This is a genomic window from Anabaena sp. CCY 9613 (assembly GCF_963920895.1).
Lineage (GTDB): Bacteria > Cyanobacteriota > Cyanobacteriia > Cyanobacteriales > Nostocaceae > Cyanocohniella.
In genome coordinates, this window is record NZ_CAWUDE010000010.1 from 76,566 (window position 1) to 91,607 (window position 15,042).

At 42.3% G+C, this 15,042-nt stretch carries 9 protein-coding genes; 6 read left to right on the top strand and 3 right to left on the bottom strand.

The genetic code is table 11. The annotated features are described in order from the left end of the window. Window positions 1–33: 33 nt before the first annotated feature. From ACM0OT_RS13555 to nrtS, 5 genes are all read left to right on the top strand, one after another. Window positions 34–1,776: a sensor histidine kinase gene (locus ACM0OT_RS13555; RefSeq protein ID WP_414564859.1), complete on the top strand. Its 1,743-nt coding sequence runs from the start codon at window positions 34–36 to the stop codon at window positions 1,774–1,776. Between the two features lie 569 nt (window positions 1,777–2,345). Beyond that, window positions 2,346–2,576, top strand: a complete 231-nt coding sequence (locus ACM0OT_RS13560; protein WP_414546120.1) for a NifU family protein — start codon at window positions 2,346–2,348, stop codon at window positions 2,574–2,576. 138 nt (window positions 2,577–2,714) lie between these two features. Then, complete coding sequence (locus ACM0OT_RS13565; RefSeq protein ID WP_414564860.1) at window positions 2,715–4,949, top strand: glycoside hydrolase; 2,235 nt, start codon at window positions 2,715–2,717, stop codon at window positions 4,947–4,949. A 336-nt stretch (window positions 4,950–5,285) separates the two neighbouring features. Next, on the top strand, window positions 5,286–7,313 hold the full coding sequence (locus tag ACM0OT_RS13570) for a protein kinase domain-containing protein (protein WP_414564861.1): 2,028 nt from the start codon (window positions 5,286–5,288) through the stop codon (window positions 7,311–7,313). 46 nt (window positions 7,314–7,359) lie between these two features. Continuing rightward, window positions 7,360–7,590: a nitrate/nitrite transporter NrtS gene (gene nrtS, locus ACM0OT_RS13575; RefSeq protein ID WP_414564862.1), complete on the top strand. Its 231-nt coding sequence runs from the start codon at window positions 7,360–7,362 to the stop codon at window positions 7,588–7,590. A gap of 34 nt (window positions 7,591–7,624) precedes the next feature. Here the strand turns inward: nrtS and ACM0OT_RS13580 are convergent, their stop codons facing one another. The 3 genes from ACM0OT_RS13580 to ACM0OT_RS13590 form a co-directional block, all read right to left on the bottom strand. Continuing rightward, window positions 7,625–8,596, bottom strand: coding sequence for a hypothetical protein (locus ACM0OT_RS13580; RefSeq protein ID WP_414564863.1), 972 nt, complete (start codon window positions 8,594–8,596; stop codon window positions 7,625–7,627). Between the two features lie 55 nt (window positions 8,597–8,651). Next, window positions 8,652–10,157, bottom strand: a complete 1,506-nt coding sequence (locus ACM0OT_RS13585) for an MBOAT family O-acyltransferase (protein ID WP_414564864.1) — start codon at window positions 10,155–10,157, stop codon at window positions 8,652–8,654. A gap of 338 nt (window positions 10,158–10,495) precedes the next feature. Then, complete coding sequence (locus tag ACM0OT_RS13590) at window positions 10,496–13,195, bottom strand: chloride channel protein (protein ID WP_414564865.1); 2,700 nt, start codon at window positions 13,193–13,195, stop codon at window positions 10,496–10,498. A gap of 516 nt (window positions 13,196–13,711) precedes the next feature. Here ACM0OT_RS13590 and ACM0OT_RS13595 point away from each other — a divergent pair. After that, the gene (locus tag ACM0OT_RS13595) at window positions 13,712–14,875 is read left to right on the top strand and encodes a DUF58 domain-containing protein (protein WP_414564866.1); all 1,164 of its coding nucleotides are present in this window, start codon (window positions 13,712–13,714) and stop codon (window positions 14,873–14,875) included. Window positions 14,876–15,042: the final 167 nt, after the last annotated feature.

Sequence of the window (15,042 nt, forward strand, 5' to 3'; positions counted from 1 at the left end):
TCTGAGTTGCCATTTGTCTATCCAACTCGATTAATGACTATTACTGCTAAATCCCAATTGCCGAATTTATTTTCCCAAAATCTGGAATATTCGACTCATAAACCTGGTGGCTCCTTACCAAATTTAGGAGCAGAGTTAGTGTACACGCAAGATGGGACAGGACGCTACCTGACATTTTATTGGCAGCAAAGTGAACTGTTGGGGTTAAACCCTAAGCAAATAGTGAACAAGCGCAACAAAGGGGAAATTTTTGTCCCTGTAGACAATGGTGCTTATTTGGAACGTTTACAGCGAATTTTGAGTAGTTTGGTACCGGAAAAATTTCAATGTTGGTTTAGCTACCGCCAGCAGTTATTCGAGTTGGAGTTGGCAATTTGCCCGATTATGCCGCAATTGGGAACCGCCGCGACTACCGTCTTAGTAATGGGACGGTTACTGCAAACTACCCTCAACAAACAAGACGTAAAGTTAACACCACCAGAGCCGACACCCATAGATTTGGCTTTACGTTCACAGCAGCATCAAAAGCTGGTAAATGAAATTACCAGAAATATTCGGCGGACATTGAATTTAGACCTGATTTGGCAACAGACAGTTGATAGTTTAGGAAAAGCTTTGCGGCTAGAGCGTTGTATTATCTGTCCTTACCAGTCCTCTAGTTCCAGAGTCCGGGTGATAGCAGAATATCATCAGCCACAACGCAGCTCGATGCTTGGCTTAGAAATAGATTTAGCTTCTGAGCCAGCCTTTGCTCAGGCGTTGGCAACTCTAGAACCAGTGGTGATGGAGGCGTCGAAATATAGTCTGTGTCCCCAGCAAAAAATCTTAGTGGTAGCCACGTGCTATCAAGACCAAGCCAATGGACTGATTGCCATAAATCTGCGAGATGAATGTCATCCATTGACCGATGCAGAACTGGAACTAGCAAAAGAAGTTGCAGATCAACTGGGAACAGCGATCGCTCATGCTACTTTATACAAAGAACTAGAAGCAGCCCGTCAAAAAGCCGAAGAAGCCTCTCGCCTCAAAAGCGAATTTCTGGCCAATGTGTCCCATGAAATTCGGACTCCCCTCAATGGCATGATCGGATTTTTGAAGTTGATTTTGGAGGGCATGGCAGATGACCCAGAAGAACAAAATCAATTCCTCTCAGAAGCCCATCACTTATCAATACATCTACTCAACATCATCAACGATATTTTAGATATCGCTAAAATCGAAGCAGGCAAAATGGAGCTAGTTTGCTCTCCAGTCAAGCTAGATGAGCTATTTAGTGATGTAGAAAATTTCATGCGTCCCCAGGCAGAGACTAGAAACCTCAGCTTCCAGATGCAAATGTTACCGACTTCTGATGAAATTATTGTCCAAGGCAATTATCAACGGCTGTTACAAGTCATGCTTAACTTGGTCAGCAATGCCATAAAATTTACGCAAGAAGGTGGCATCACCATCAGTGCTGACTTGGTGTTAAAAAAGACAAAGATTCAAGACCAGCAATTTCCTGGCATGGTGAAAGTCCGGGTTGCAGACACTGGTATCGGTGTTTCCCTAGACAAACAAGATAAATTGTTTCAATTATTTTCTCAAGTAGATGGTTCTCGGACTCGTCACTACGGTGGTACAGGTTTAGGGCTGGCAATATCCCAAAAGCTGATAGAGGCTATGGGTGGCGAAGTGCATTTTTATAGTCTCGGTGAAGGACTCGGCTCAACGGTGACATTTACTGTGCCTCTGTACCAACAACCAGTCTTAGTTTCTGCTAATAATTGTGATTAACCCTCTGTAATCACTCTCACCAGATAAAAATCTAAAACTCTTGTTTTTCAATACTTTGGTTAATTTAGGTGTTGGGTTGTTCGCGCTAGCGTTGCGGAGCAATGGAACGTAAAGCCCTGACGGACATGGCTGCGCTCACCGCGTAGCGTGCCGGAGGCATAAACCAACACCCAAAGACTTCGTTATTGTTGGGTTTCACTCTGTTCAACCCAACCTTGTATATTGAGAGAAGAGGGTTAAAGTCCTCACCCTTTGGGTAATGCCTCCGGGCCAAAGGCTGTATGTTAATCGCTCATGGGGGAAACCACGCTAGTTCCTACACGGCGTGGCGCAATGCAAGAGCAGACTGGCTCCCCAAGACTGCGCTAACTCACTACAAGCCTTAGCAAAGATATTGGCAATAAGTACTACAATACTTGTGATCAATGTGCTGATGATTATGAGTCATCAAGGGATGACTATCAGCTGACTAAACTCTGGATAAAACACAATCTTGGGGCGATTATATCTAAAATTAAGTTAACAAACGTTGCATATAAATATTTTCCTACCAAAAGAGGTCTCAAACAATGGAACTGACAACTGAAAACGTCGAGACAGTATTAGATGAAATGCGCCCTTATCTCATGTCTGATGGCGGTAATGTGGAACTTGTAGAGCTTGATGGGCCGATTGTAAAACTACGCTTGCAAGGTGCTTGCGGTTCTTGCCCCAGTTCGGCAATGACTCTGAGAATGGGAATTGAACGCCGTCTGCGGGAAATGATTCCGGAAATTGCAGAAGTTGAGCAAGTAATTTAGGGACTGGGGACTGAGGACTGGGGACTGAGAATGCAGATGTAGTGGCAGTCCAGAGTATTTCTGCTGACACCATGACCCATACCCTCATGTCCCATTTCCTATGCCCGATACTCTATGCCCAGTATTCAATGATTTACTATGTCTCATCCATTACACGTCGCTTTTATCTGGCATCAACATCAGCCGCTGTACAAGTCTCCTGGCAGCGGCGTTTCCGTTTCTTCTAGTCAGCATTACCGTCTACCTTGGGTACGCTTGCATGGAACTAAGGATTATTTAGATTTAATCTTAATCTTGGAAAAGTATCCAAAGTTACATCAAACAGTAAATTTAGTACCATCCTTAATATTACAACTCGAAGATTATATTGCTGGCACTGCTTTTGATCCGTATCTCACGGCTAGCCTGACACCAAATGAAAAAATAACTCAGCAGCAAAAAGAATTTATTATTCAACACTTTTTTGATGCCAATCACCATACGCTGATTGACCCCCATCCTCGTTATGCTGAGTTGTATTACCAAAGACAGGAAAAGGGTGAGGCTTGGTGTTTAGCTAATTGGCAATTGCCTGAATACAGTGATTTGCTGGCTTGGCACAATCTGGCTTGGATTGATCCGATTTTTTGGGATGACCCAGAAATTGCGGCATGGTTAGAACAGGGTCGGAATTTTACTTTAAGCGATCGCCAGCGTATATATTCCAAACAACGGGAAATTCTCAGCCGCATTATCCCCCAACACCGGAAAATGCAAGCTAATGGGCAGCTAGAAGTCACGACTACACCCTACACTCATCCGATTCTACCTTTACTGGCTGATACCAACTCGGGCCGGGTAGCAGTCTCACAAATGCAACTACCTCAGCAACGCTTTCAGTGGGCAGAAGACATTCCCCGGCACTTGGGGAAAGCCTGGGAGTTGTATACAGAGCGCTTTGGACAAGAACCACGTGGTTTATGGCCTTCAGAACAATCAGTCAGCCCAGAAATTTTACCGTATATTATAAAACAAGGATTCAAGTGGATTTGCTCAGATGAAGCCGTGTTGGGCTGGACGTTGAAACACTTTTTTCATCGGGATGGCGCAGGTAATGTCCAGGAACCAGAGTTAATTTATCGCCCATATCGCCTAGAAACCCCAGCAGGTGATTTATCCATTGTTTTTCGTGACCATAGATTATCCGATTTGATTGGCTTTACTTATGGGTCAATGCCACCAAAACAGGCAGCCGCTGAATTAGTGGGACACCTGCAAGCGATCGCTAAAATGCAAAGAGAGCGTCAAAGTGAACAACCTTGGTTAGTCACCATTGCTTTAGATGGAGAAAATTGTTGGGAATTTTATCCCCAAGATGGTAAACCGTTCTTAGAGGCTTTATACCAAACCCTCAGTAATGAACCCCACTTAAAATTAGTTACCGTCTCCGAACATCTAGAACAATTTCCTCCCACAGCAACCATTCCCGGAGGACAACTGCACAGCGGTTCTTGGGTGGATGGTAGCTTTACCACCTGGATTGGCGACCCGGTGAAAAATCGCGCTTGGGACTATCTCACCCACGCCAGGGAAACATTAGCGAAACATCCTGAAGCCACCGAAGAAAATAACCCAGAAGCATGGGAAGCGTTGTATGCCGCCGAGGGTTCTGATTGGTTCTGGTGGTTTGGTGAAGGACATTCCTCAAATCAGGATGCCATGTTTGATCAATTGTTTCGGGAACACTTATTGGGCATTTACAAAGCCCTGAATGAACCCGCACCATCTTACCTCAAACAACCACTAGAAATTCACGCGGCCCGTGCTGACCATAAGCCAGAAGGATTTATTCATCCTGCCATTGATGGTAGAGGCGATGAACAGGACTGGGATAAAGCAGGTCGCATCGAAATTGGCGGGGCGCGAGGGACGATGCACAATAGCAGTGTCATCCAGCGACTTTGGTATGGGGTAGATCACTTGAATTTCTATGTGCGCCTCGACTTCAAAAGTGGAGTTGTCCCCGGAAGAGATTTGCCAGAAGAGTTGAATTTATTGTGGTTTTATCCAGATAAAACAATGCACAATAGCCCCATTCCCTTGGCAGATGTACCAGATGTAGCGCCCATGAATTATCAGTATCACCATCATCTGGCAATTAATCTACTGACACAATCGATGCAGTTTCGGGAAGCGGGAGAACATTATCAATGGCATCCCCGTTTCACTCGTGCCCAAGTAGCTTTAGGCAATTGTTTTGAAGTAGCAGTACCGTGGGCAGATTTGCAAGTTCCACCCGATTATCCTTTGCGCTTAGTTTTAGTGTTGGCGGATGAGGGGGGTTTCCGTAACTATTTGCCGGAAAATGCTTTAATTCCTATTGACGTTCCTTAGGGAGCAGGGAGCAGGGGGGAAAGATTTTCGGTGAGTACCAACATCTTGGTTTTTATGTTCCTCATCTTCTTAATCTCCCGATCTCCCCATCTCCCGATCTCCCCATCTCCCCATGCCCTGCTATATAATCTAAAAAATAAGTAATATTATGGCTCTTGTAGTTTTCCGACTTAACGGAAAATGGGCTAGCATCTACCAATATTTACTATATTAAGTAATTCCCCAATCCCCTACAGCAGTGTTTTCTACCATAATTACGCGAGAGCCAATTTTAAATTAAGGGAAATTTCGGGGCAAACTTAGCATAATTTGTTGTGCAGTCGCGCCTGTCAGAGAATGATCTGCTGCTTAAATCCCGATTGCTCAAATCCCCTAAATCCTGACAAAAAGAAGTTATGCCAGGCTTGTGGTACCCCGTTGGTGCCGCTGTTGCGAAATCGCTTCCGTGTCATTCGGGTACTTTCCGATGAGGGGGGATTTGGCAGAACCTATTTATCCGAAGATACAGATAAGTTAAATGAACGTTGTGTTATCAAGCAATTAGCGCCGAAGTTTCAAGGAACTTGGTCGCAAAAGAAAGCTGTAGAATTATTTGCTGCGGAAGCAAAACGCCTACAAGAACTGGGAGAACATCCACAAATACCGACTTTGTTAGCTTACTTTGAGCAAGACCATTGTTTGTATTTGGTGCAACAGTTTGTCAATGGGCAAAATTTGTTACAAGAGTTGCAACGACACAAACTTTATCGACCTGAGGAAGTTCAAGCAATTTTGCTGCATTTATTGCCTGTCCTCAAGTTTATCCACGATCGCGGCGTGATTCACCGTGATGTCAAGCCAGAAAATATTATCCGTCGTCATGGTGATGGGCGATTAAGCCTGATCGATTTCGGTTCTTCTAAGCAGTTGACGGCAAGGGTACATAATAGAAGCGGTACATCCATTGGTTCTCATGGTTATTCCCCCCTGGAACAAATCAGAGACGGTAAGGCTTACCCAGCTAGTGATTTGTTCGGTTTAGGGGCTACCTGTTTTCATCTGCTAACTGGAGTGTCTCCTTTTCAGTTGTGGATGGAGTATGGCTATGGTTGGGTGACTAATTGGCGACAATATTTGCGAAGTCCGTTGAGTACTGATTTGGATTATGTCCTTGATAGGCTGTTGCGGAAAGATATCCAGGAACGTTATCAGTCGGCTGATGAAGTCATTAAAAAATTGACTCCCAAACAACCATTAGCACTACCACCAGCAGGTAAGTCTGGGGGAAAACTCTCAGTAACTCAGACTTCATCTTTACCAGTTAGATATACGTTACTGAAAAATTTAGTCTTAGTAAGTGCTTTGATTTTGTTATTCGGTATCGGCGATTCTTGGTATCAGCAATATCGGCGTGTTCACACCGTTTTATTTTCTCGGTTGAGTCAAAATCAGAGTATTCCAAAAGCCGTTGTCGATCAGTCGGCTAATATTAGCTTGAAGAATGTGGCTTTAGCTAAGGTGTTGAACGGTCATGAACAATGGGTTTTATCCGTAGCCATTAGTCCCGATAGCCAAATTTTAGTTAGTAGTGGCGATCGCAATATCAAAGTCTGGAATCTCGCCACAGGCAAACAAATCGCTACCTTGCAAGGGCATTTCCAAAGGGTAAATGTCGTAGCTATCAGCCCAGATGGACGCACTTTGGTTAGTGGTAGCGATGACAAAACTATTAAAGTATGGGATTTACCCACCAATCAGTTAGTCCGCACATTGAGGGGACATACTGATTCGATTCAGGCGTTAGCCATTAGCCCTGATGGTGTGACTCTAGCCAGTGGTAGTGATGATAACACTATTAAACTGTGGAACTTAGGTACAGGAGGACTGAGACGGACATTAAAAGGGCATACCTCTTGGGTGCGATCGCTCGCTATTAGCCCTGATGGTGTGACTCTAGCTAGTGGCAGTTTTGACAAAACTATTAAACTTTGGGATTTGTCTCAAGCAGTACTTGTGGGCACACTGGGGGAAGATGCAGAGACGGTAACTTCTGTTGCCATTAGTCCAGATGGTACGCTGTTGGCCAGCGCTAGCCGCGATCGCACGATTAAACTTTGGAATTTGGCGACAAAACAGAAAATTCGTACACTCACAGAAAATGATGAAACAGTGAATACCGTTACCTTTAACCCAGATGGTACACTCTTAGCTAGTGCTAGCCGCGATCGCACTGTTAAACTCTGGAATGTAGAAACTGGTGAACAAATGCGGACACTATTAAGACATGCTGATACGGTAACATCCATTGCTATCAGCCCAGATGGTAATACCCTAGTAAGTGGTAGTGAGGACAATACTATTAATATTTGGCGCGTATCTCAGTAATTTGTTATTTTTATCTAAAAAATTAGTTTCTACAAGCTATCTCAAGATGAAAACTTTCAAGGAATTTGGCTTATGTCTTTTTAATCCAGACATGAGGACGACAGCATTAAAAGTGTCTGTAGTAGTTGGTTCTATTCTATTCATCATCAATCACGGTTCAGCTTTGGTCAAAGGTCAAATGAATCGGGAACGCTGGATTTCTGCGGGCGTAACCTACGTGATTCCCTATATGGTAAATATTCATGGTCAATATGTGAGTCGTTCAAGAAAATGTTGATATACCTGAAACCGTCATTTCATCACTTTAGTTTCTACCACAGATGACCTTTACCTTGTTGTTCGACAAATGTTTTGAGCTTGCTTCTATGCAACTCTTGATATTCTTGTAAACTAACTTGATTAACACGAATACCAAACTGAGAATTTTCACCTTCCAGAATCCTGGCTATTCTTTCATGCACATATGGATAGTAGTGACTACCATCATAAGTATAGTTCGTGTTTTTAGTTACCCGCGAAGGATAGGAAAAATCGTATGTTTCATTAAAATGCCGGGAAGATTCATGAATACCTTGCAACTGGCAATCTAGCAGGCCTTGAGCATAGCTCTGGTTAAATTTTTCCCAAGGTGAAACTGGTGCTACGTAACCAATAATTTCGGCATTTGGAAACGTCTCTCGGATTTGCTTATAAGAGTTTATCCGAGAAAAATCACATTTTTCTTGAGATTTCTTCGTAACAAATTTAGGATTGTAATCGTAAGAAAGTTCTAAAACTGTACCTTTGAAATATTTATTGTATGCTCTTTCTAGAGGAAATCTCCCAATTAATGTATTTATACTAAACTTTAAACTGTCTATGGAGAATAGATAAGACTGATACATTGGTTGCGGTTCTGGCACTTCAACTTCTTCTTTAAATGCCATATTTTTATCATCTATGGTGAATTTGAAATTGAAAGCATCTATTCCCACATATACTTTTTGGGGATTAACTCCTTGCTCTTTGGCAAATTTAGCATATTCAGCAAATTCTTCAGCAGTTCCCGCGGCAAAAGCGTAATTGAAACAATTATTTTTTTTGAGGGCTTTTGTATCTAATAAAGTTAAGCGGGAGCTACCAAAAATGAGACAATCGTACTTTTGGATATCGCTATTCAATAATCGATTAGTTTTGGTCAATCTCTCGTTAAAAGGTACATTGACTCCAGTTAATCGGTTCCCCCGACGATACCAAAGGGGATCGATTACGAAATTGAGTGCGCCAACGGATGTCAGAAGCACGCTTGCCACTGCGAAGTATGTTTTGATGTAACCAAGCATAAGATTTACTGAATCCCTAAAATTGGAAATACAAAAACTCACTAACTTTGGTAAGGTGCAATAGTGCAATTACCGTTAGAAATGAAGTGATGACAGCATATGTTTGATTAGGTTGCCACTGCCATCTTGACCATATAGGGCCATTGGACGACAATTTTTTGACTTTTTCAAAGTTTAAGACTGGCTCATATTTACCCATCCATTCCTGAACATTTGGTGTAAACCAGGCGATGGCTAGTAAGATAGAAATTCCCAAAGTTGCTCTTTTCAATTCTATTTCTAGAATTTCTGCATTCAACGATAAGCCATTTAAACCGAGCATACTTCTGATAATTACGAATGCTGAATTCATGTTTTCAGCGCGGAAGAATACCCAGGCGAAGACAACGGCGATGAAGGTGATCAACCAAGCGATTGTTTGACTTAGCCAATTATTGACTGTCAAGTTGCGTCTTTTTTGCCAAGAGTTCCATTGGTGATTAATAACTAAATAAAATCCATGTAAACCACCCCAGAAAATAAACTGCCAACCGGCACCATGCCAAAGTCCTCCCAATAACATGGTGATAATTAAGTTGATATTACGTCTAATTTCACCTTGACGATTACCACCTAAAGGAATATATAAGTAATCTCGTAAAAAATTAGAGAGGGTGATATGCCATCTCCGCCAAAAATCACTGATACTAATAGCTTTATAAGGGGAATAAAAGTTAATTGGCAATTTAATCCCAAACATTCTGGCGATGCCAATTGCCATATCTGAATAGCCAGAAAAATCAAAATATAGTTGTAATGTGTAAGCGATCGCCCCAATCCAAGCATCAACAAAAGTGGGGAATATCCCTTGACTTACAGCATCAAATACCGGACTAGCATAAATCGCAATATTATCGGCAAACACAACTTTTTTGAATAAACCTAAACTAAAAATGGTGATGCCTACTGATAAATTTTCGGGATTAAACCGATGTACACTTTTATCGGCAAATTGGGGCATTACTTCTGAGTGATGAACAATTGGCCCAGCAATTAGTTGGGGAAAAAAGCTAATAAATAAACAGTAGTCTATGAAATTGTAGTGCTTTGTTTCTCCCCGGAAAGAATCTACCAAATAGGCAATCTGTTGAAATGTAAAGAAGGAAATTCCTAAAGGTAGGATAATATTTTGTAAGTTAAAGTTTCGCCCTAATATATCGCCTGCGCTGGCAATGAAGAAATCGGCGTATTTAAAATAACCAATCAGAATTAAATTTGTGGCAATTCCTAAACTTAGCAGCGTCTTTTTAAATATTTTTGAGCGAGATTTTTTGTTTAATGTGTAACCTATACCAAAGTTAAAAATCATAGAACCCACAAGTAATATTAAATATTTGGGGTTCCACCAGCCATAAAAAATCAAAGAAGCGACTACCAAAGAAGCGATCGCTAATCGATGATAACCATATTTACTTACAAAAAAGAATATTGCCAGAATAATCGGCAAAAATAGAAAAATAAATTCTAAGGAGTTGAATAACATAAACTACACTTTTTTTATTTTTCTTAATATAAACTTTAGGTATCATACTAAATCAACCTCAGCATATTTACTACTTTTACGTAAATTTCATGAAAAAATTATGAACCCTTAATGTTACAATTGTAAATAAATATACCTGTATATGCGTATTCTTTATGACATCTTCCTGAGGAGGGATTACTTTAATTCTAGAGATGTATTTATTGATTTATTGTCTGAAAGTTCCCAAATATAAGAGTTTGGCAAGAATTAAGTTTTTGATTTTCTAGCTAATATGTGATCAAAAAAATTAGGTATTTTGGGCTTGAGAATAGATGAAGATAATATAAAGAGAATGTCTAATTACTAATCGCGCCCCTAACTAAAATTACGGTACTCTCTACACCAGAGGCGATCGCTTCGGGTATATTACCTTGTATGACATGCTGTAATAATCCCTCACGAGATGCCCCTAAAACCACAACATCATAACCTTCAGTTTTCACTAGATTAATCACACCTTCAGACACTGAATCAGCTTGTACCGGGATGGCAACTACATTGCTGGATAATTTGCGGCGACGCATGAGTACACGGATGGCTTGTTCTAAAACTGACATGTCTGGTTTCAACTCAGAGGGCTTAAATACTTGTGTCAAGCGAATTTGGGGATAATTACCTAATGTGACTAAGGCGGGTAATAATTTAAGCGCGACTCTGGCATTGGGGCCTCCAGCCATTGTGACTAGCCAACGGTTAAATTGGGTAGTGGGGAGGTGGGGAGATGTAGACGCTTCTGTGGGTTCCCCCAAGGTAAGAGATGGGGGCGAAATTATTCTGGGAACTTTTTGCCCTAGCTTGACTAGCATCACATCGCAGGTGGCTTGGCGAATAATAATGTCTACCACGTTGCCAAAAATCCGACCGGGTGTGGAAGTTTCACCTTTCCATCCCATTAAAATAATGTCAATGTGTCGTTCTTTAATGGTTTCTAAAATTGCTTGGGCGGCATCATGGGCAACTCGAATCTCTGTATGCACAGGAATACGCCACTTTTTGCCTAAGACTTCTGCTTGTCGGAGTAAGCGCCGACTTTTGGCTGTTCTCACTGGTGTTTCTGATGGTGAACTGTTGCGTGAGACGATCATTACTTGCACGCACTCTATTTCATAATGGCGATCGCGGGCAATGGCTGCGGCCATTTGCAACAGAACAGCCGCGGTTTCGGGATTAGCTACGGGTACTAATATTCTGCCTCTGCCGATGTTAGGCGATCGCGTTTGATAAACTACATAGGAAGGCTCTATTTGTGCTTCTGTGCTGGTGTTGCCATAATTTAAATGTTCTGCTTGGGCGCGAATTATATCTGCACGGGTAATAATGCCAACTAATTTTCGTCCTTCTACCACTGGTAAGCGACTAATTTGATAGCGATCTAGTAAATATAAGACATTACTGAGGTTATGCTTAGGTCTGACCGTCATCGGGGAGTGGATCATAATTTCCCTTAACGGGGTATTATTTGGGGGGTTGCGATCGCCAATGATTTGTGAATCGTGAGCGCGTTTTTTCACTAAATCCGCTTGGGTGACTATGCCTACTAATTTGTTATTTTCTACTACTGGGAAGCCGCGATGATGGGAACGGGTAAATACCTGCATTGCCTCATCTAAAGTCATGTCTGCATCCAGAGTTTCCACTCGTTGCTCCATGACATCATTGGCAGTTAACTTAGATAGTATCCCTTCGTGAGAAATTTCTTTGGTGATTGTGATTCCTTTTAACTGTAATAGTTTGTCATACAGTGATCCAGGCATGACTTTATCGGAAACTAAGTAAGCTGCCACAGAAACAATCATCAAAGGTAGTACTAGATTGAAATCTGTAGTCATTTCAAACACAATCACGATGGCTGTGATGGGTACCTTGGAAACAGCGCTAAAAAAGCCCCCCATACCCGCTAACGCATAGGTAGTAGGGGCATCAATTGGCAAAAAATACGAGGCAGAAACACCAATTATGTGTCCTAAACAAGAACCCAATATCAGACTCGGCGCAAATAATCCCCCAGGCGCACCTGAGCCAAAGGCAATTAAAGTTAGGATAAACTGAGCTAAAAAGGCGATCGCGGCAAAGGATACATTGGCACTACCTGTAATTAAATACTCTCTTAAGCCAGTATTATCACGAAAAAAATCAGGCAGTGTAGATACAATCATACCGGAAACTAATCCGGCTAAAGCTACTCTTAGGGGTAAGCTAATGTGTAATCTGTGATAAGCTTTTATACTAGCAACCAGACCGTGATTAAATAATGCCCCCAGGAAACCTGCTAAAATACCCAACAGCAAAAAAAACGGAATTTCTAACAGAGTAAACTGACTAGAGGGTTGCATAAATTCCAGGTTGAGTTGCAAGCTACCGCCACCCAATAACCGTGATACTACCCCACCAATAAATGAAGCGATAATGGCAGTTCCCAGAGTTAGTCCCGATAAGTCTTGGAGTAACTCCTCAATGATAAATAAGACACCAGCAATGGGGGCATTAAAAGCAGCCGATAACCCAGCACCTGCACCCGCCGCAATCATTTGCCGTCGATGATCTGGAGAAGTGGGAAGCCAACTACTCATTCCCGCCGCCAAACCTGCCCCAACATGGACAGTAGGTCCTTGTCTCCCTAAGGTCATGCCGGCACCAAGGGTGACAATAGCACTAACTAATTTCACGGCTGCCACCCGCCATGATAGTCTAATAGGGACATTAGCCAAAGTGGCTTTGACTTGAGGTATACCGCTACCTGCGGCTTCTGGGGCAAACCTCTCTACTAACCACCCAGATGTAAATCCAAAGCCAAAACCAATTACAGGTAAGATGAACCATGCTGGTAACATTTGGGTAGTCTGGACTCGCCATGTTCCCAAAGATCCCGATCCTACTCTTAACAGTACCGCAGATAAAGCAGCCACAATCCCAATAATTGAAGCTTCTGCGATCGCTAAACCTTTTCGAGGTTGTAACCAGATCCGCAAGCGCTGAGTCAGCACAGGAAGTGCCATAATAATTAAAAATTAATCTAAAACTAAAGTAAATTCACCCATCAAAGCCTTTTTTTGCCAAAAAGAACGAGGTTTGTATATTTTTTGGAAATTTTATTGCCTACTTACTGAAACAATTAATTTGCCCAGGAAAAGCAAATTATCACAACTTACCCTGTTTATAGCTTATAGGACTTACGCACTCGCTACGAAAATCAAGGTTTTGAGATTGCTTCCCTACGGTCGCAATAACGAAAATATGTGGTTGGTTACGTAAGTCCTGGCTTAATCGTAGTGGATGCAGGAATTAAGTAATTTAATTTTTATGAGCTAACTTTTGACAGTATCTGGAAAACCTCTCTCTAAATCTCTCTCCTGCGAGGAGGAGCCACTGCGTTGCGCGGGTTCCCCGCGTTGTAGCAAGTGGCGTTAGAGACTTTGAATTTCTGGTTGGGAAATTAGATTTTCCGTAGAATGTTCCCCATGAAGTAAAAAGACATCTGTGAATTTTTATCAGTGTTGGGTTAAAAAAGAAACATGAAAATCATTAAACCCATCACTAACTGGTTAGAAATCCGTGCTAGTGCGCCTACATACACTGGGTGGGTACTGGCGGGAATTGCGATTTGTTTTTTTGGGGCGGCTGTGAATACTATGGCTGGCTGGCTATACGCTATTAGCGGTGTAAGTTTTGCCCTTTTAGTGATAGCCGCAGTTTTACCACCGCGATCGCTTGTTGGTTTAGTGGTGAAACGTCATCCCATGTCGCCTATATCAGCAGGTGACGATCTAACGGTGGAAGTAGAAATCTGCAATCCTACACGATACTATGTCAATTTGTTGCAAGTCGAGGATATATTACCCTTTGTCTTAGGAAAACCAGTACATCAGGCTATAGAAACAATTCCCAAACATGACAGTTACCGTTGGGTATATTATCAGCCCACCCAGCGCCGGGGAATTTATCGCTGGCACACCGTCGAACTGGGTAGTGGTGTGCCTTTAGGATTGTTTTGGTGTCGCCGTCAGCGTGATTGTGCTGCCACAGCAATTGTCTATCCCACAGTATTACCTTTGACTACCTGCCCCTTAATCGATGAATTTGGACAAGATGACAGCAAAAAAAGTGATCCTCGTGGCAGACCTTTGCAGACAGCTTCATCGGGACTGGTGCGATCGCTACGTCCTTACCGCATTGGTGATCCCACTCGTCTGATCCACTGGCGTACTAGTGCGCGCTACGGGGAATTACGGATACGAGAACTAGAAATAGTTACGGGCGGACAAGAAATTGTAATTGCCCTTGATAGTGCTGGAAATTGGGATACAGAAAACTTTGAACAAGCAGTAATTGCCGTAGCTTCAATGTATTTTTACGCACAAAAACAGCAAATACCAGTGCAACTGTGGACAGCAGCGACAGGTTTAATTCAAGGCGATCGCCTGGTTTTAGAAACTTTAGCTGCAACGACCTACCACGAAGAGATTAACACGAGCGATCGCCGCCAAAACAATCCTGTGATTTGGCTAACTCAAAATTCTTTAAGTCTCTCTTCCTTACCTCCAGGTAGTCGTTGGGTATTGTGGCCAAATACGACTTCATCATCAGAATCGACGTTGGTTAATTGGGATTACCCTGGTATTCATGTACAAAGCGAACAAGCACTCCAACCCCAATTACAAAAATCATGGCGGTGCTAAATCATGCCCGTAATACCATAGATGAAGACGCAACCAGCCTTCAAGAAGACGGTTTGTAGTGAGGGCTGAAGCCCTCAAATAAGGACTAAAGTCCTTACTACAAACTAATTTCAATATTTTTTACATTATTTGTACTTTGATTTATTCTCGCCGACTTACGTGTCATG

Excerpts from the sequence above, each read along its gene's own strand:
- ACM0OT_RS13555 (WP_414564859.1), top strand. The coding sequence starts at position 34 with ATGACTATTACTGCTAAATCCCAATTGCCGAATTTATTTTCCCAAAAT.
- ACM0OT_RS13560 (WP_414546120.1), top strand. The coding sequence starts at position 2,346 with ATGGAACTGACAACTGAAAACGTCGAGACAGTATTAGATGAAATGCGC.
- ACM0OT_RS13565 (WP_414564860.1), top strand. The coding sequence starts at position 2,715 with ATGTCTCATCCATTACACGTCGCTTTTATCTGGCATCAACATCAGCCG.
- ACM0OT_RS13570 (WP_414564861.1), top strand. The coding sequence starts at position 5,286 with ATGATCTGCTGCTTAAATCCCGATTGCTCAAATCCCCTAAATCCTGAC.
- nrtS (WP_414564862.1), top strand. The coding sequence starts at position 7,360 with ATGAAAACTTTCAAGGAATTTGGCTTATGTCTTTTTAATCCAGACATG.
- ACM0OT_RS13585 (WP_414564864.1), bottom strand. The coding sequence starts at position 10,157 with ATGTTATTCAACTCCTTAGAATTTATTTTTCTATTTTTGCCGATTATT.
- ACM0OT_RS13590 (WP_414564865.1), bottom strand. The coding sequence starts at position 13,195 with ATGGCACTTCCTGTGCTGACTCAGCGCTTGCGGATCTGGTTACAACCT.
- ACM0OT_RS13595 (WP_414564866.1), top strand. The coding sequence starts at position 13,712 with ATGAAAATCATTAAACCCATCACTAACTGGTTAGAAATCCGTGCTAGT.